This is a genomic window from Roseibium sp. SCP14, from assembly GCF_040329475.1.
In the GTDB taxonomy this organism is placed as follows: Bacteria; Pseudomonadota; Alphaproteobacteria; order Rhizobiales; family Stappiaceae; genus Roseibium.
The window spans coordinates 42229-61038 of record NZ_JBDZYH010000010.1 but is presented as its reverse complement, the minus strand read 5'-3'; the positions used below and the strand labels follow the sequence as shown (position 1 = coordinate 61038).

The window sequence follows — 18810 nt, the reverse complement described above, 5'->3', positions numbered from 1 at the left end:
ACTGCCTGTCATTGGAAGGCTCCGGAATAGAAAAACTGATCGAGCGCCACGCTTGCACCTCCGATCGCGCTTCCGCCGTAGCCCAGGCTGCTGCGTTCGATGCACAATGCTTCACGCATGTGAGGCAGAATTTGTCCCGGAACAGTCGATCGCAGATGTTCCAGAAAACTGTCGGGAGCCTCGGCAAAATGCCCACCGAGAACGATCCTGTCCGGGCTGAGCAGATTGATGGCGCTTGAGAGGGCGCCGGTAAAATGATGAAGCACGGTTTGCCAGGCTTCATTGTTCTTCTCGACCGCTGCCAGCAGGTTCGACGTATCTCCGTCTTCTCTTCCGGCGGCCTGCATCAGGGCACGCTCTGAGAGAAAGGTTTCGAGGCAACCGGTAGCGCCGCAGGAGCATGTTTCACCCTGCTCGACCACACGGATATGTCCGAGTTCCACCGCTCCGTGCCCGCCGGGACGAAAGGGAATGCCGTCGACGACCAGGCCGGCGCCCAGACCGCTGCGCAGATAGACATAGAGGAGCGCTGAGGACTTGCGGCCGATGCCGTAGCGCGCTTCGGCTAGCGCCATCGCACTCACGTTGTGCTCGATCGTGACCGGCAGGTTCAGGCGCCGCTCCAGTTCGTCGGCAAACGGGACATCGGTCCAATCGGCATTGATCGACAGAATGTTGCGACGCCCTGCCCTGTCGACGGGACCGGGCACGCCGACGCCGATGCCCAGGATCTGTGATCGAAACACATCGCTCAGTCCGATCAACTCTTCGGTTTTCGCCGCAATCCGATCGATCACATCGGTGACGCTCGTTTGCCCGGAGTCGAACCGGAAGGAGGTTCTGTGCAAGGGCTTGCCTGCCAGGTTGGTCAGGGCGATATGCACTTCGGCAGCACCCACGTGAATACCGATCACCTGGAACGCATCGAAGACAATCTCGATATTGGTCGGCGGTCTGCCGACCTGCGTGCTCGGCTCCAATTTGGTCTCCACCACACAACCCCGCTCCAGCATGACTGACGTCATCTTTGTAAGCGCGGTTGCAGAAAGCATGGTGCGACGCGCCAGCTCTGCCCGCGACAGCGGCCCCTCATCGCGCAACATGCTCAATATCTGACCGAGGTGAATCCCCATCAATCGCCTCCGAACTAATTATTTTCTCAAGTTTAGTAATTAATTATTGGATGTCAATATGTCGCGGAAAGCTTGCTTGGAAATGGCAAGGTCACCCCTCTACACATCTGTTTTTGTTATGTTTTTCGAAAGCAAGCACATCGCTTCCGACGTGCCAGTCTCGATCCGGCACACATCCAAGGCACCCTACAAAACGATCACAGCGTCATAAGATTCCGAGACGGAATCGCTGAAATCGCTTGATCCGAACCGCTTGTCGATGAATGCGCTGAAATGTTCCTAAATCCAGAAACTGAATTTAATCAATACGGCATCGAATATCGGCCCCACTTTCTGAAAACAGCGCCTGTTGCCAAAAATTGCATTCTGATTTCCTATTGATGAACAGTTTCGGCGTGGTTTGGGGGCAGCTGAAAAATTCGATGATTGATTGTCTTGCTGAGCTTTATTCAACAATAAATGCGCCAGATAGAATGACCGATGCTTTGGATCGCGCGGCAAGTATCACCAAAGCAAGAGGTGTTATTCAATTCAGCTACAACGAAACGGGATTTCAGTATCTCTCGCGAGACGGAAGTAGCCTCTACATCGACAAGGGGCCGTTTTTGGAACAATACGCCGAGAAACATGGAGCATATGATGCTGAAGCCAACAACAAGCTGATGCTGATGCCGAATTCAACCCCCTTGTTTGATTGCGACATCTGGCCTGATCATCCAAATCTTCTTGAAAGAGAGGACTATGCCAGCGCCTTTGAGGCACTGGGTATATTTAGGAAGGTAGGGTTCAATCTGTCTCCTGACGTGGGATGGAAGGCCGGGGTGATTTTTCAATACGGTATTGAGTGGGACTTCGCCCCGTCAGCAGGTGTCGCGATGGCGCAATCACTCACGCCACACTTGAGCAAGGTTATTGAATTGGGACGATTTGTGTCTCAACTTCACCAGAAGTACCAAGCGGTTCTTTCGGTTCTTGACCATCTGAACCTGGGAGTTTGCATTACCGACGAAACTGGAAATTTGCTCGTAAGCAATTTGGCGGCAACCCGGATTTTCAAGGAAAATGACGGTCTGAGACATGCGCAGGACCGCGTCAGGTTTTCCGATGGTGATCTGCAGGGTGAATACGACAAAGCGTTGAAAAATGTCGCTAGCACCGCGGCCGGCTCAGGACAGACGATCGAACATCACATGGTTGTCAAACGGCGGTCTCTGAGGCTCCCCTATCTGCTGACGATGTCTCCCATCGCGGACGGATCCCAGGAGTTGGAAAAAGGTTTTGCCGGAGCAGTTATCATGGTGTTCGATACCGAAGATCCGCCAAATATTGACGTAGGACCAATGGCTGCTCTTTCAGGCTTGACAGTGACCGAGAAGGAAATCGTGAAGTTACTGTTTGAAGGGTACAGCGATCGTCAGGTTGCCGATATTCGCTCCGTCAGCCTGGAGACGACCCGTGGCCAGATCAAGCAGATACTGCGCAAGGCAGGTGTCAATAACAGAGTTTCATTGCTCCGGCGCGCAGCACTTATTGCGCCGTCGATCTCCTAGCAGAACAGGCAAAGTTTAGTTTCAGAATTATGGGGACCTTTGCACACGTGTGGAGGTTCAGTGTCTTGGGTCATCTTCCCCCATTTTTAGGAGGGTGCGCAGGATCGGTTCACCCAACAGCTTTGTTTGGCGACCTTTTGGTTGTTGGTGAGATGCACGTTTCGATTTCTTGGACGAAACAATGTTATTGAAGCCGTGAAAACCACACCTCACCTCATCTTTTGCCTCGTCGCCGCATCTTGGGAAACTCCGATATTCGCCCAGTGCTTTATTGGCACGACCCTGGATAAAGACAGATCCATGGCGGTGGACCGTTGATCTCTGATGCTCTTGATCCTTTTTAAGGATACCGGCGCTGTTCAGTTTGATAGTTTTCCAGATGACGATGATGATTGCTTAAGACACCGACTTGCCAGAGAAGAAGCATTCAATCTTTCGGCCAATTAAACTGCTGAAATGAATGCCTGAAGTCTGTCAAAACGAGCACCCTTCAATCCAGTCAAGACAAGTTGGCAATGCCGGCCAGACGAGGCTTTCTGGAAAACGGCGATTAGGTCGAATGATGCTTCACAACACATTCAAGACCGTCGGCACTTCAGCAATTTGGATTACCTACCGCCAAGACCACTGTCCAAGAAACTCATTGTATCTTAGTCAAGGTTGACATTGGCCTTTGCTGCAGCGAGCACCGAAATCATCTGAGCAGTGTGATTTATTGTAAATTCCGAACCGTAAATCGTTTCATCCGGGGCTTCGGTGATGATCGTCACCGGAAACAGACCATGCGCGAATTCATTCGACACATAGGGAACATTGGAACGCACGAAGAAAGGCGGTGTTTCAGTGTATTGCCGATAACGCTGCAGCTGCTCGGAATTGAGGTCTATGATCGGCTGATAACCCGCCAGCTCGTCGATGATGGCATGAAGGATCCTTTCCCCCTGCTCCTTCCAGCCTTTCCAGTAACGCAGGATCAAAAAAAATCCTTTCGGGATCGTCCACATTTCCACCCCACGCGGCACATAGCCGGAATAGGGCCGGGTCCATTCATGTGACGGGTACCCGTGAAGGTTCAAATGCAGCCAGGACTTCGTTTTTTCCCGGCCAATGTGATGCGCTTCGTTCTCGAAGCCGCGACTGGTGTATTCCAGGTCGCATCCGGCAGCCGTGTATCGCGCCGCATGGTTCATATGTTCCGGATATGCACCACACAGTTCCCGGAACAAGGCAAATCCATCAGGATTGACGAGTGGAGAAACGAAGAAACCGTTCTTGCCGCTTTTCGCCATTTCCTGCGCCGCGCGAAGCGCCCCGACAGGCCCGGTTGTTTCATTGGCATGCTGGCCGGCTGTGATCACGACTTGCGGCCCCGGTCCGTCTACGTAAGAGCTCCAGATGGGACGGCCGCGGCGGGAATCCGTCTCGATAAACTCCCCGCCGACGCGCTCAAGATGCGCCTTGACGGCGGACGGTCTGAGCCAGTGTTCGACGTCCTCAAGCCGTTCAGGCACCGCCGGTTCTGCCGGAAATGCCGGCTCGCGGCCGGCCGCCGCCGACAAGCGCACGCGCAAGGGCCCCTCCTGCGGTACGATCTGGGGCACGAGCTGCCCCGGCGTCAGTGTGCGATCCTCAAGATCGAGCCCCTCGCATTTCCTGAAGACCTCGAGCGCGGAAAAATAGAGGTCTTCGTGCATTGCCTCGGCCGTACTGAGCCGCTCGTTGCCGTCATTCAATCTATCGTCGTAGAACGGCGCCTCGACGCGCATGTTGAGGCGGTCGAAATACGGCCCGCCACCCGACCAGTTCTGCCCGGACAGGGCATCCATGGCTGCCTTGAATGCGAATTCCTGATCGGTGCGGAAGGGTTCATCGCGGTCAAAGTGTTCGTCTCCGGGAAACCGGACCCGGATCCATCCGGCCGCCGAGTAAATACTGCATCCGATGTGATCGGCACGGAACACGTTCGGCGCTCCGACCTCCAGAAGCTCCCTGGATCCGTCCGAACGCACAACATCGAGCTGATAGTGAATGAGCTGATGCCCGTCGACCGGCTTCCTCGGCTCGAAATTCAACCGCACATCCTTGAACAGGATATCGACGGGATAACATTCAAGCAGAAACCGGGTCTTCGAAATGCCTTCGACCACCGGGTATCGGATGGTGACACTATCGATATCGCTGCGATCCAGCTCTTCGTTTACGGCATGAACCAGTGGTTTGTAGGCCGCATGGACCCTGGCCCGGACGCCGCGCGTGTTAAGGACCTCCGCGGCCCGACTGCGCCGCTCAAGACCGTCGAACACCCAAAGCTCAACGAATGCACCGCGAAAACCGGGCGATGAGAATGTCTCCACGAGTTTCTCAAGGCTGGTCTCTATTTGAACATCACACAGAACAGTTTCCGCTTGGAGCATTCAAAAATCTTCCTGATACGATCTTGCCGGGCAACAACACTTTCGCACATAGGGCGCGAAGATCCGGTACCCAAACCGATAAAGTCGGTGGAGTTGGAGCAAAGGTGGCAATTGGACGACCGCCAACGGATTGGCGGTCGCTGCTTCATATTTGTGCCTAGTCCACGGTTACGGACGTATAGCGCACACGAATGTCGGGTGCCGGGACGAAGCCTTTGACGCGTTTGTTCACACCGTAGAGTGTTGCAAAGTTAAAAAGCGGAACATCCAGCGCGTTTTCGTGCGCGAACTCGGCAACTTCACGCAACACCTTCTGACGGACCTGGCCGTCATAGGTTTGACGCTGACTTTCCAGAAGAGCGTCAAGCTTCTCGTCCTGAATATAGGGGTTCCAGCGCTCGCCTGAGTGGTAAAGCAGGTACGCCGTGTTGTCGAAATCGAACGTCCAGCCGCCCCAGCCGAACTGGAACAGTTCGCCGGTCGCCCCGTTCGGGATGATTTCACCGAAATATACGCCGGTTTCGTGCGACTTCAGCTTGACCTTCAGACCAACAGCACCAAGGTAGCTGCTGATGACCTGGGCAACTTCCCGGAAAGTGTCGTCATTGTTGCGGATATCCATGACGATTTCGGTGCCGTTCTTGACCCCGGCTTCTGCCAGCAGTGCCTTGGCTCCAGCCGGATCATAGGGATAGGCTTCCAGCTCGGGATCATAACCGAAAGACATGGCGCCCTGCAGGCTGGAGATTTCACTCCCGTGTCCTTTCAGCAAGGCGTCGATGATGGCCTTACGATCAATTGCCTTGATGATTGCCTGGCGCACGCGTTTGTCTTCGGTAACCGCGTCCGTGGTCTTGATGCGCAGGAACTCCACCCTGGGTCCCGGAACGGCCAGAAGATCGATGGCGTCGCTGTTTTCGACGGTGTCGACCGCCGTTGTCGGGATGTTCAGCGAGATATCAACGCCTCCCGACAGTAGCTCCGCCATACGTGTGGCCGGCTCTGGAATGATCCGGACAGTGACCTTGTCGAGCTCTGCTTTGCCGTTCCAGTAGCCGTCGAACTTTTCCAGTTCCACGCTGACAGCCGGCGTATAGTTGACAACTTTGAAAGGCCCGGTTCCGACCGGCTTCATGTCGAATGCCTTTTCGCCCACCTCTTCGATGTATTTTGGCGGAACGATCATCGCCCCGTAACCGGCGAGCTTCGTCAGCAACACCGGATCAGGCTGCTGCATGACAAAGTCAACCGTATAGTCGTCAACGACTTCAACGCTTTCGATCGACGTATAGTTCGAACGCTGGGGACCCTTCTTGCCCTCTTCTCCGAGCAGGCGGTCAAACGTGAATTTTACCGCATCCGCGTTGAACGGTTCGCCGTTGTGAAACTTGACGTTCTGCCGCAACGTGAAACGGATGCGCTTGTTGTCTTCCAGAAACTCCCAGCTTTCGGCAAGACCGGGCTGCAGCTCCAGATCTTCAGTCCGATGGATCAAGCCGTCGAAGATGTTGCTGGCGATCGATCCCCAGGCAAGACGGAACGTATCGATGGGATCGAGGTTCTGCGGATCCTGCTGCTGGGCGACAACCAGGGCCCCGCCAGCATGTGCACCTGGGATCAGGGCCAGCGGCGACACCGCCACACCCAAAGTCAGCGCCAGTGCACAGCGCCGCCAGGTGCGCTTCGCGCCACTCCGGTATTTTGTCATGAAGTTATGCAACATCGTCTCCTCCAATTGATATGCGTTGCAGGACGTGGCCAGAGGCCAAGTGTCGTTGACCGGCCGGCAAACCGGTTCTTCAAAGTTCCCCATCGGGGGCTACGACCGTGGATTGATGACCGGTCTCATCAGGCTGTCTTTCCCAGGGGATCGATTTGATCCCGCAGCCAGTCGCCGAGAAGATTGAGACCAAGGACCGTGAGCATGATTGCCAGACCCGGAAATACTGTGATCCACCAGGCGGTCTGCACGTAGTTCCGGCCTTCCGACAACATGCCCCCCCAACTCGGAACCTGCGGATCGACACCAAGACCAAGGAAGGTGAGGCTGCTTTCCAGCAGGATGTTGTTGGCGACATTCAGCGTCACGAGGATGATGAGCGGGCCGAGTGCGTTTGGCAGAATGTGGGAGAAGATGATTTTCCGATCCGGCAGGCCGTAGCTACGGGCAGCCTGCACGAACTCTCTTTCGCGCAGAGACAGAACAGAACTGCGCACCAGCCGGGCATACTGCACCCACTGAGAGACGATCATCAGGATAATGACACGATCCAGGCCAGGACCGATAATCGCGATGACGGTGATGGCCAGGAGAATGAAGGGCAGCGCCAGCTGGACATCGGCAAAGCGCATGATGAAGACATCCCATATCCCCCGGTAGTAACCCGCAAACAGACCGACAATGGTGCCGAGAAACACGGCGCCGGCGGCAGAAAAGATGCCCACTGTGAACGATACCCTGCCCCCCAGCGCTATGCGTTCAAGGATATCGCGTCCAAGCGGATCGGTTCCAAGGATGTGACCGGTACTGACGAAGGGAGGTGTAAGTCTTGCGGCCAAATCGATCGTTTCGCCGCCCCCCGGAAACAGAAGCCCGGAGAAAAGCACCAGAAGTCCCAGCGAGCCGGTAAGAAACACCCCGGCGACAAATTCGAAATGCAGTATCCGGGGCCGCCAGAAACGCGCGGACTTTGCTGCCGGTTGCTGTGAGGTTCTGCCAGTCATGTTATTCCACCCTGATGCGCGGATCGATGAGGCCGTAGACCAGATCGACAAAAAGATTCACGCCGACAATCATCACCGCGAGGATCGAGACCGTGGCCTGAAGCAGTGGATAGTCGCGCTGCGCGATCGCATCGACCGCAAGCGTGCCCATGCCAGGCCAGTTGAAGACCAGTTCGACGACCACGATCCCACCGATGAGATTTCCGAATTGCAGGCCGAGATAGGTGACAAGGGCGATCGCACTGTTTCTGAGCGCGTGCTTGTAGATGACGACCCGCTCGCGCAATCCCTTGGCCCGGGCAACCATGATGTATTGCGCCGATAGCGTCTCCAGCATCGTTGTGCGGACAAGGCGCACATTGGTTGCGGTGAGAATGAGGCCGATCGTCAGAGCCGGCAGGACGAGCGACAACGGCCCGGAAAACCCGCTGGCTGGAAAGACCGGAAAGGTAATCGAGAAAAGCAGGACGAACATCATGGCGAGCCAGAAATTCGGAAAGGACAGGCCGACCAGAGACATGACCCGGATGATCTGGTCGGAGATCCCTCCGCGACGGACCGCCGAATGGATACCCAGCGGGATCGAAACCAGAATGGATACGAACATCGAGGAAAGTGCCAGCAGCACCGTGGCAGGCAGGGCAATGCTGATCAGGTGAGAAACGGACCCCCGGAAAAAACTGTTGCCGAGATCGCCGGTCAGAAGCCCTCCGATGAAGTCGGCATATTGCACCAGAAACGGCTGATTGAGCCCCAGAGCTTCTCGAATGCGAACGAGATCCGCTTCGGTGACATTGCTTGCATTCTGCGTCAGCATGACCGCCGGATCTCCCGTCAATCGGATTGCAAACGCCACGAACAACGTCACGACGAGCATGACCAGCAAGGCTTGCAGAACACGGTGTATGACGAACTTGAGAACTGGCATGGATCAATTCGCTTTCCAGCTTGGAGATTCTTGGCTCCGGCGGACTTCACGGGTTCTGGTCAGGTACCGGTCGCCGTTCCTAGGCCTGTCCGGCTTTACAATCGGCGACGAAGTGGCCGTCTTCGACCTGGTTGAATGTGTGAATGCGCGGACTGTCACCGACCGGACGCATCGGGCTCGGGATTTCCCCTTCGAGCGGCGGCCGGTCCGGCCTGCGATGGGGATCGACAACGGGCACCGCATCCAGCAGTTTCCGGGTGTATGGATGCTGCGGGTTCTCGAAGATCTGCTGCCGGGTGCCGATTTCCACGAGCTGCCCGAGATACATCACCGCCACGCGGTGGCTGACCCGTTCGACGACAGCCATGTCATGTGTGATGAACAGATAGGACAGGTTCTGTTCGGCCTGCAATTTCATCAGCAGGTTTGCGACCTGTGCCTGCACCGAGACGTCGAGCGCCGAGACCGCTTCATCTGCTATGATCAGGCTGGGATTACAGGCAAGCGCCCTGGCAATGCAGATGCGCTGGCGCTGCCCCCCTGAAAACTGGTGCGGAAACCGATCGGCATGGCTCGGATCGAGACCGACCTTTTGCAGCAAATCCGATACCCGCGCGGCGATCGCGTCGTCGCCCTGAACAAGCCCGTGCGTAAGCGCCGGTTCGATGATGCTTGCGCCGACGGTTTTGCGCGGATTGAGGGAACCATAAGGGTCCTGGAAAACATACTGGATCTGTTGCCGGAACTTCCGTCGTTCCGTGCCAGGAAGCGAAAAGATATCGCGACCGCGGAACCGCACCTGTCCGGACAAGGGGGCCACCAATTGCTGGATGGTTTTGCCGACCGTTGATTTGCCGCTGCCAGATTCTCCGACCAGCGCAAGCGTCTCACCGGCATGAATCTTGAACGACACCTTTTCAACCGCGTGGACATGATGAGTGACCCGGTTGAGAAGGCCGCCGCGCACATTGTAACGTGTCGTCAGGTCCTCCACCTCGATGACCGGCTGATCGTAATCCACGGAATTGGCATAGGTCTCTTGCGAACGGTCAGCAGATTGTCCGGGCAGGTGGAAAAACTTGGGAGCAGGCTCGCCAGTCATGCTGCCGATCCGGGGCACCGCCGCGAGCAGGGCTTGCGTATAGTCGGCCTGCGGATGCTCGAGCACCTTCGCAGCCGGGCCGGCCTCGACCTTTTTGCTGGCCCGCATCACCAGGATCTCGTCGGCCATTTGCGAGACGACGCCCATATCGTGACTGATAAAAATGACCGCCGTGCCAAATTCGGCCTGCAGCTCCCGGATGATGTGAAGAATTTGCGCCTGGATCGTCACATCCAGTGCCGTCGTCGGTTCATCGGCGATCAGCACTTTGGGCTGACAGGACAATGCCATTGCAATCATCGCGCGCTGACGCATACCGCCGGAAAGCTGGTGCGGATAACTGTCCAGCAGGCGAGCCGCATTGGGCAGGCGGACAAGATCAAGCAGTTCCCGCGCTTTCCTGCGTGCCTCCCGGTTGCTGACGCCCCTGTGTAGCATGAGGGTTTCGGCGATTTGCGATCCCACCGTAAAGACCGGATTGAGCGAGGTCATCGGTTCCTGGAAGATCATTGCGATCTCGTCGCCACGGATTACCCGCAGATCCCGCTCATCAAGCGCTGCCAGGTCGACCGGTCCACCGAGGATATTGCTTTGTAGCGTGATACTGCCGCTGGTTATTCGGCCGCCGATATGTCTGACAAGACCGAGCAGAGCCAGCGAGGAAATGGATTTGCCTGATCCGGACTCGCCAACAATGGCTAATGTCCGGTTGGCCTGGAGGTCGAAGGAGAGACCGTCGACGGCACGGACCGTATAGTCGCCGTGTCCGAATTCGACACTCAGGTCGCGGACCGAGAGCAGCGCCCGCGATGTCGAGGAATTTGTATGCACGTGTTCGGGATGCATCATGCCGGGCTCCCTATTCGCCAGTATCCGACATCAGCAGCCGGCTGGCAGCGTATTCGATGCACTGCGCGACGGCCTCCGTCATCAGACCAAGGCTCATTGAGGCCGGCAGGTCTCTACCGGTTTCGAAACCTGCAACGTTTTCCGTGCTTTGTGGCACGTGCAGGAAACCGCTGCGAGTCGGCAGGCCGTTCCGGTCAATCACATGGCGCGCGGTGTAGAGCATTTGGTTGCACAAATGTGTGCCGGCCGAGAAGGAGAGCGTTGCCGGGATGCCCTGCTCTTTCAACAGGGAGACGAAATCTTCGTTGGGCAGGTCGGAGTTGTAGGCAGCCGGACCGTTCTTGATCACTGGCAGCATCCGGGCTGTCGCTCCGGTCGCATCCGGGATTGAAAAGTGTCGCCAGTTCACCCCGACGATCTCAGGGGTGATTGCAGCGGCGCTGGAGGATACGCCGAGACCGATCCATATGTCAGGCCGATTGCCGACAAGCGCTGCTTCCACGCGCTCGTACAACTCGTCTGTGACAACCGGAACCTCGAGAGTCGTCACACTGCAATCTGACCAGTTTCGGGTTTCAAGCCCCTTGAGGATCATTGCAGCCGGATTGACGGGTGCAGTTACCCAGCTTCCGAAACCGGCAACGAGTATCGTCGGATTTTCAGCCATTTCCTGATCCTTCGAGGTCTTTTCAGGTCGTCTTGATCAGGGAGCATGGCGAGGCAAGTTGATAATATCAAATGGTTTTCTAATATAGATCTATGTGTGAATATTATACACTATAAGGACAGGATACATGCGTTATCGTCAGATAGAAGCGTTTCGATATGTGATGGTCACAGGCACGACAATCGGTGCCGCAGATACGATGGCGATAACGCAGCCAGCCGTCAGCCGGCTCATCGCCGACCTCGAAGCGGGCCTGAAGCTCAAACTCTTTGATCGCGTGAGGGGACGTCTCCTGCCGACACCGGAGGCCATTCGTTTCTACCAGGGGGTCGAAAAGTTTTTCACCGGTATAGACCAGCTCGAACATGTCGCGGAACAGATCCGGACCGAGCAACCTGCCGAGCTCAAGCTGTGCGCGACACAGGCTCTTTCCACGTTTTTCTTTCCACCGGCGATTAAGCGCTTTCGTGAAAGTTATCCATCTGTGGACCTTGTTGTCGAAAGTTACTCCTCGTCGGAAATCGTCAGCCGTCTGCAAACCTATCTCACCCATCTCGGCATCACACCTGCATTTCCCGAAGTTCCCGGGATCGTCCAGGAACACTTGTTGGAACAGCCCCATGTCTGTGCCGTCCACGAATCCCATCCCCTTGCGAAAAAAGACGTCGTGACGGCAGAGGATTTCGTCGGCGAGCGCATGCTGAGCATTCTGCCCACCGGTCTGGTCAACTGGAACCGTCTGACCAAGGTGCTGGAAGGCGCCGGTGTCGATTACAAGGGGAGTATCGGCATTCAGAACTCGCACACCGGCTACAGTCTGGTGGCCGAAAACCTGGCGGTCGCGCTTATCGAACCCTTCGCTGCGCCGACCTGGCGCAACAACGGCGTGGTGACGAGACCGTTTGAGCCAAAAGTCGCGTTTGAATATGTCATCGCCTATTCCTCCTCTCAACGGCCACCGACCCCATTGAAAACTTTCGTTGAAATTGTCCGCAAAATCAGCCGTGACGCTCAAGTTAAAACTGATTGAATGCCTGTCCGCATTCATGGTCCGACCTCCAACTGGAAGGCAGCCAAAAGAAGTTGACACGGCTTTGAAGATACAAGGCGGAGGATCAGTTCAGACCATCACCGAGAATTTCCATGTCTTTGCGTTGTTGCCCAATCAGCAACCGTGCAACAAGGCGCATCCGGTCTGCAGGAAAAGCTTGTCCTGTCTGATGAAAACCGGTGTTACCGCATCCTGCCTTCTTTCAGTCCGGTGGATGCGGCCATCGGGCTGGTGGCAGAAGGCATAGAAAGAAATTTTCTGGCTCCATGCGACGACCTTTGAATGGATTCATAAATTCACCGAAGTAAAAATGGTGCAGAAAAACAAACTCACTGCAAAGTTCAGAGAAAACTTGCAACAACCCGTCATTTTCTGCGGTACGCCCGCAAATCCTGGCTCACGGTCCACCGACAGCGCGATCACGCCAATTTCTCAAAGTGTGATTGAAATCACATAGCTGACTGATAAAGTTGCGTATGAAAACAATGGTTTCCTGATCTGTCCGACTGTAAATCTTACAATGGAAAACAAGTAGAAATATTAAGACTTTTGCCGCAATCTCGCCCGAGCAAATCGGGAAGCAAGACCCAGCGATCTGGAGAAAAAATGTCTCTGTCAGCCAGCAACCCAAGCCCTTTAAGTCCTGACTACATAAATCCAAGTCCAGACCATGTAAGACGCAACGTATTTTATGTCGTGCCGTCGTCCAGCAACTCTGAGACAACCGACAATATCGGCACGCTGTTCCGTCTTGGCGAATACTCCGACGTGGAACAGCGGTCGTTTGAGAACGACCACCATGATGAATTGTTCCCGGCAAAGCATATCGAAGTCGAGGAAGACGACACGTCGGTCTACACGAACGCTGCCGGTGGCTCGCAAGGTATCCTGATGTCATGTGACGGCCGCATCCTGATCAAGGCTGCCGAACGCATGTTTCTGGAGACCGGTCAGTATCATCAGAAAACGAATGGTGACTATGAACTGGACGTCGATGGCAGCCTGACCGCGGTTGTAAGAGACCATATCAACATCAGCACCGAAACCGGTGACGTGAACCTGACCAGTGCCAGCAAGCTGAAGGTTACGGCGCAAAAAGAGGAACGAACCCTCAACGACACGTCGGAACATACATACAAGAAATCCCACACCGTCAAATACAAGGATTCCTATTTCAGCGAAAAGTACGGCCTGGATTTCCAGAGCATCTTCGGCCTAAACGCGACCACGTACTACGGCGGGATCATGGAATCGGTCTACGGTGTCAGGATGCAGTTCGACAAGTTCAACTTCATGAGCGACTGGGTCTGCCTGAACTGGAAGGGAACCCAGATCGATTTGAAGGGCATCGTCATGAAGAAAGTGACCGCCAAATTCGGATCGACAAACTGCAAGGCCGAATGGGACGAGATAATGGTCGGCCTGCAGGGCATGAAGGCAGAAGCCACCCGCCTCGAGGCCAAGCGCAAAGAACTCGCCATCAAGAGCGGTCAAGTCGACCTGCAGAACAACCAGTGCGGCGCAAGGCTCGTCGGCATCGAATGTGTTGTCTGATCCGCTTAGTCTGACCGAACTACTCCGCAGATCCACCAAGTTGCAACTTCGGGTTCGCTTTGTTGAAAGCGCGGCCCCGACGAGGAAACCGGCCCTTGCCCGCAATTATCAAACCATCCCGGATTTCAGTCTCACATCAGACTGAGCCCACTCGGGATGGCGCTCTGACGACAGTGTCTGCCTATATCCTGTTCGATTTTTCGGAGCCGGATCGGCTTTTGACGGAACAGGCACTGTGGCCGATGGTAACGGAGCAGATGCCGCAGGGCACTATATTCGACAAGTGTCAGCTGAAGCCCAAGGGCGAACTGATTATCGCAGGCAGTGCCCTTTCACCGACCGACGCCCCGATCGAAGGCATACGGGTGTCTGCGCAGTTCGGAAACTTTCAAAAGCAACTGACGGTGTTTGGCGACCGGTACTGGAGGTTGACCGACGAAGGCGTGCAAATGAGCCGACCGGTTCCGTTCCTGGAAATGCCGATCTGCGATGCCAGGGCTTTTGGTGGGGACGGTTTCACACCGAACGCAAAAGGAAAAGGCTTTGGCGCCAGGCGCCTTCTCGAGGCCGGATTCGATGCGGCGCTTCCAAACGTTGAGCACTCTGCGCAGCTGATCAAATCCCCCGACGACCGGCCCGTGCCCGCCCATTTCGGTCCGATCCCTCCTGATGATGCCACCCGATTGCGGTATCTCGGCACATACGACCAGCATTGGATCGATCACGTATCGCCACTCAAGCCCGATGATTTCAATCCGTTATACCATTGCGAGGCTCCACCGGATCAACGCTTCGATACATTCTTTGAGGGGGGTGAAACCTTCACGATCACGGGAATGTCACGGGGCGAGACAACGGTCGGCGGTCGGCTTCCAAGGCTGACCGCCAGATGCTTTTACAAGCTTGCACAGCATGATGCTCTCATGGAGACCACCATGCGCTGCGATACAGTCACGCTTTTCCCGAATGTTCAAAAGGCAACCCTGACCTTTCGGGGGCTCGTAAGGGGCAGTGACCGGTTCGCCGAAGATATCGCATCTCTCATGGTGGCGTTGGAACAGTCCGACGCGGAAGCGCGCGAGCGCGAATACTATGCCGACGTCTTCAAGAAGCGCACGTCGAAAGATGACGCGCACAAATACGCTCTTTCAGACTACCAGTTGATGCCGCAGGTCAACCCCGCAATCATCAGTGCAAGGCGGCAGGCCAAACTCGAAAAGGCGGCGGCCGACCGCCAGAAATACATCGACAATCAGAACTGGGCCATGAGCAAGCTGCTCGAGGATGAGGGCCTGCCCGGCGATCTGTTTCCGCCTTCCACCACTGACGTCACCGACGACATTCCGCTGATCGCGCAGCCCACGCAGGAGGAAATGGAAAACGGCGATCTGGATCTTGCAGCGCTGCTCGATGACGTCAAGGCGGTGGAAGATGCACTTCTGGAAAGACGCGAACGGGAAATGGTTCGGGCTGAACTGCAACGCAGGGCGTTCGTAGCTGCAATATCACCGGACCAGCTGACGCCCAGTATGAAAAAACCGATCGTTGAAGAGGAAACCGTCGAAAAATTCCCGGACCTGGAGCTGGATCCGGATCTTGAGGAAGGACTGCGACAGATAAAGGGTCAATTGTCTTCGACAAGTGGCCGGAACCAGATCGGCCTGACCGCCAATGCCGAAGACGGCAACCATGAGACTGATGCTCAGCCGGCCGACCTCATCCAGCTGTTTGACGAACCGGAAAGCCTCTCCCAGGAAGAAGTCGAAACGGCTTTCCAGCAAGCTGTCGCGCGCGCGCTCAAGTTACCCGAGGGCGGCATTCTGTCAGACTTGAGAAAGGCGATCGAGGACATGGACCTGTCCGCGCTTGACGGCTTCGCTGACGATATCCCCCCTGCGGCGGAAGTTTCCGCAGATCAGTTCGACGCCATGCTGGCCGAATTGTCGGCCCCATCGGTGGCAGCGACACCTGTTGGCGCTTCTGCTGGCGGACCACCCAACAGTGGCATCAACGGGCAGACAAACGACAATCAAGACCCGCAAGGCGCGCAACCCCTTGCCGATATCAAGCAGGTCGAATTGCTGGAAACCTTGATGGAGCATGCCAGGGGTCTCGAGCCGGAAGACTCCTCTCCGCCAGCCGGCCAGTCCCCCGGCGAGAGCGCTCTTTCTTCCAGGTCATTGGCCATGGAACAGCTTAAGGAAGCCGAGGAAACGGTTGACGAAAACATGGCGATGGCCCGCCGGAACTCTCCAACCCCCCTGTTCCCTCCTGAACCCCTGCCGGAAGGCGTACCGGTTCGTATCGGTGCGTTTGTTGCCGAGAAATTGAGAGAAGGACATGACTTCAAGGGTGCGGACCTTGCGGGCGCGGACCTACGTGGTGCCGATTTCAGCGGGATGGACCTGGCCGGCACCTTCTTTGAGCAGGCCGACCTGACCGGGGCGCGGTTTTGCCAATCAAACCTCGCAGGTGCCGTTTTTGCGGGCGCCAAACTCGACAATGCGGACTTTTCCGGAGCAGACCTTACTCAGGCCAATCTCAACAAAGTCAGCGCCAGAAACCTGTGCCTCGACCGGGCCAGGTTGCACGACCTCCAGATCTTTCAATCCGACCTGTCAGGATCAACCGGAACAGGAGCCGATCTGGAAACAATACGTTTTATCGAATCGACCCTCGATAATGTCCGGCTCCAACAGAGCCGAATAACGGATTGTCAACTTCTCACCGGCTCCGCCGAAGGCTTTGCCGCCATCGGATCAAAGCTCCTCAGAACCATGTTCGTGGTGTTGCCGATGTCTCGAATGAACCTGTCGGACAGTGAACTGGAGCGTGTCGGGTTCATGGAAGTCCAGGCAGCGGGTGCCAATTGCAGAAACGGCAAATGGAAGTCGGTCGGCGTCATGGGAGGATCTGATCTGACGGGATCAAGATTTGACAATCTCGACGCAGTTGAAAGTTCTTTCAACACGGCCAAAATGGCTGAATGCTGTTTCCTCAGGGCCAAGGGAAATGCCTGCTTCTTCAACGCCTGCGATCTTGAAGCCAACGATTTCCGGCTCGCGTCCTTCCACAACTCGCTTTTCGGTCGCTCGAATTTCGAAGGCAGCGATTTCTTCGGCGCCAATCTCTTCATGGCAGCCCTGACGGGCGTCAATCTCGAACGTTGCTCAATGCGTGCGGCAAATCTTTATGCGGCCAATCTTCTGGAAGCCAGACTGAAAGGCTGTGATCTGACCGGCGCAAACCTGGGCAAGACCCTTATGGAGCAACCCGCTCATGCCTGAGATCCCCGACAAAAAGCCGGTCTCGCTGGCAGACGTCCTCGCGTTACATGAGCATGAACAGCCGGTGATGCAGCGGACATTGACCGGACTATCATTGGCCGGAAGGGATCTTTCCGGGATCCGCTTCATCGATTGCGACCTGGCCGGATGCGACTTTTCCGGAGCGACCCTGACCGACGCGCAGATCGTGTCCTGTACGTTGAAAAACGCGAAATTCAATGGCTGCAATCTGAATAATACCCAGATCGTCAGCTGCGATCTGAGCGGGGCCCAGATATTGGAAACACATGTCGAGCGACTTCAGATCGTTGCCGGAGATGCCAGTAACTGCGACTTCGGCGGCAGCACGTTTGACCAGGTTTCGCTGGTGCAGTCATCGCTCGCAAACGCCGATTTCTCGCAATGCGGTTTCTACCGATCTGTAGTCCTTGCCTCGGACATCAAGGGCGCGAGCTTTGCACAGGCAGCGCTCTCCAATTTCATGATGACGGACGCCGACCTCAGGCCCGTCGATCTTTCAGGCACCTATATCGATGTTGCACTCTTCGCAGATGCCGATCTTTCGGGTCTCAATCTTGCAGGACAGAGCTGGCAGCATTGCACGTTCCACAAAGCGACGTTCAAAGGCACGAAACTGGACGGTGCGGACCTGAGGGCCTCCGTTTTCGCCGAGTGCGACTTCGAAGGCGCCAGCCTTCGGGAGGTCACTGCGGATACGACCTGCTTTACCAATAGCAGACTGGATGGTGTCGATTTGTCCGGTGGTCAGTTCTCCATGGCCAACTTCGCCGGTGCCGGTCTGACGGGTGCGCGCTTCAACAATTCAAAGATGTTTTCTGCAGTGTTTCAGGACGCCGATTGCCGGGCTGTCCTTCTCGAGCAATGCGAGTTGAACCAGGCGGAATTCTCTCACGCCGATCTGTCCGGTGCATCGCTATCCTCCAGCAGTTTTCAAAATGCAAAATTTCACGCTGCCAAAACCGAGCAGACTGTGATGCTCGGCACATCCGGACGCTGGATTGGCACTGATAACGAGCGAATGGTCGCGGAACTCTACCAAACAGAAAAAGTCGCTCTCGACGGCGACGTCCCGGCACGAAAGGGAACACGCTGATGCCGTTTGTCAATTCACAGGGGCCGATCCCGGGCATGGATTTTTCGGCACCCGATATGTACTACCAGACGACACCGGCCGGACCGGTACCGTTCCCGCTGTTCTCCATGGGATTCCGAGCGACGGAAATTCCAACCAACTTCCGATCGCTTGTCATGTGCATGCCCACGCATAACATGACGAATCTTGCACCCGTCACATTGAGCGGCCCCGGCCCCGGCGTGGCATCCGGAATGGTTTGTTCCAACAGCCGGAACGTCAAGGGTTCTTCCAAACTGTTCATACAGTTCATGCCGGCGACACGCGCCCTGATGGACCCGACCGTGCAAAACGGCTTGTCGCCGAATTCCGGGGGTACAACCCTTGTGCCGTCTCAAATACGTCTGTTGAATCCGACCTGATCCGAGATCCGGGTCTCTCCCGTGCCAACACAGTGT

At 55.9% G+C, this 18810-nt stretch carries 13 protein-coding genes; 6 read left to right on the top strand and 7 right to left on the bottom strand.

The genetic code is table 11. The features are described 5' to 3' along the window. Nucleotides 1-8: 8 nt before the first annotated feature. Nucleotides 9-1133, bottom strand: coding sequence for an ROK family transcriptional regulator (locus ABLQ08_RS27875; RefSeq protein WP_352949412.1), 1125 nt, complete (start codon nt 1131-1133; stop codon nt 9-11). A 380-nt stretch (nt 1134-1513) separates the two neighbouring features. Between ABLQ08_RS27875 and ABLQ08_RS27870 the strand changes: the two genes are divergently transcribed. Continuing rightward, entirely contained in the window at nt 1514-2683 is a 1170-nt protein-coding gene (locus tag ABLQ08_RS27870; protein WP_352949410.1) for a helix-turn-helix transcriptional regulator, read from the top strand. 650 nt (nt 2684-3333) lie between these two features. Here ABLQ08_RS27870 and ABLQ08_RS27865 read toward each other — a convergent pair. From ABLQ08_RS27865 to ABLQ08_RS27840, 6 genes are all read right to left on the bottom strand, one after another. Continuing rightward, the gene (locus tag ABLQ08_RS27865; RefSeq protein WP_352949408.1) at nt 3334-5097 is read right to left on the bottom strand and encodes a M14 family zinc carboxypeptidase; all 1764 of its coding nucleotides are present in this window, start codon (nt 5095-5097) and stop codon (nt 3334-3336) included. A 157-nt stretch (nt 5098-5254) separates the two neighbouring features. Continuing rightward, the gene (locus tag ABLQ08_RS27860) at nt 5255-6805 is read right to left on the bottom strand and encodes an ABC transporter substrate-binding protein (RefSeq protein WP_417714962.1); all 1551 of its coding nucleotides are present in this window, start codon (nt 6803-6805) and stop codon (nt 5255-5257) included. A gap of 140 nt (nt 6806-6945) precedes the next feature. Next, nucleotides 6946-7821 (bottom strand): ABC transporter permease, encoded by an 876-nt coding sequence (locus ABLQ08_RS27855; RefSeq protein ID WP_352949404.1) that lies wholly within the window; start codon nt 7819-7821, stop codon nt 6946-6948. Between the two features lies 1 nt (nt 7822). Next, the gene (locus ABLQ08_RS27850; protein WP_352949402.1) at nt 7823-8749 is read right to left on the bottom strand and encodes an ABC transporter permease; all 927 of its coding nucleotides are present in this window, start codon (nt 8747-8749) and stop codon (nt 7823-7825) included. Nucleotides 8750-8828: 79 nt separating this feature from the next. Then, the gene (locus ABLQ08_RS27845) at nt 8829-10700 is read right to left on the bottom strand and encodes an ABC transporter ATP-binding protein (RefSeq protein ID WP_352949400.1); all 1872 of its coding nucleotides are present in this window, start codon (nt 10698-10700) and stop codon (nt 8829-8831) included. 10 nt (nt 10701-10710) lie between these two features. Then, a complete protein-coding gene (locus ABLQ08_RS27840) occupies nt 10711-11367 on the bottom strand; it encodes a hypothetical protein (protein WP_352949398.1) in 657 nt (218 codons plus the stop codon). A 127-nt stretch (nt 11368-11494) separates the two neighbouring features. Here ABLQ08_RS27840 and ABLQ08_RS27835 point away from each other — a divergent pair, with 127 nt between their 5' ends. The 5 genes from ABLQ08_RS27835 (at nt 11495) to ABLQ08_RS27815 (ending at nt 18774) form a co-directional block, all read left to right on the top strand. Further along, the gene (locus ABLQ08_RS27835) at nt 11495-12397 is read left to right on the top strand and encodes a LysR family transcriptional regulator (RefSeq protein ID WP_352949396.1); all 903 of its coding nucleotides are present in this window, start codon (nt 11495-11497) and stop codon (nt 12395-12397) included. 627 nt (nt 12398-13024) lie between these two features. Continuing rightward, nucleotides 13025-13972: a hypothetical protein gene (locus tag ABLQ08_RS27830; RefSeq protein WP_352949394.1), complete on the top strand. Its 948-nt coding sequence runs from the start codon at nt 13025-13027 to the stop codon at nt 13970-13972. 95 nt (nt 13973-14067) lie between these two features. Continuing rightward, nucleotides 14068-17259: a DUF2169 family type VI secretion system accessory protein gene (locus ABLQ08_RS27825; RefSeq protein ID WP_352949392.1), complete on the top strand. Its 3192-nt coding sequence runs from the start codon at nt 14068-14070 to the stop codon at nt 17257-17259. Beyond that, a complete protein-coding gene (locus ABLQ08_RS27820; protein WP_352949390.1) occupies nt 17252-18373 on the top strand; it encodes a pentapeptide repeat-containing protein in 1122 nt (373 codons plus the stop codon). Before ABLQ08_RS27825 ends, ABLQ08_RS27820 begins: the two co-directional genes overlap by 8 nt. Continuing rightward, on the top strand, nt 18373-18774 hold the full coding sequence (locus ABLQ08_RS27815) for a PAAR-like domain-containing protein (protein ID WP_352949388.1): 402 nt from the start codon (nt 18373-18375) through the stop codon (nt 18772-18774). Before ABLQ08_RS27820 ends, ABLQ08_RS27815 begins: the two co-directional genes overlap by 1 nt. Nucleotides 18775-18810 lie beyond the last annotated feature (36 nt).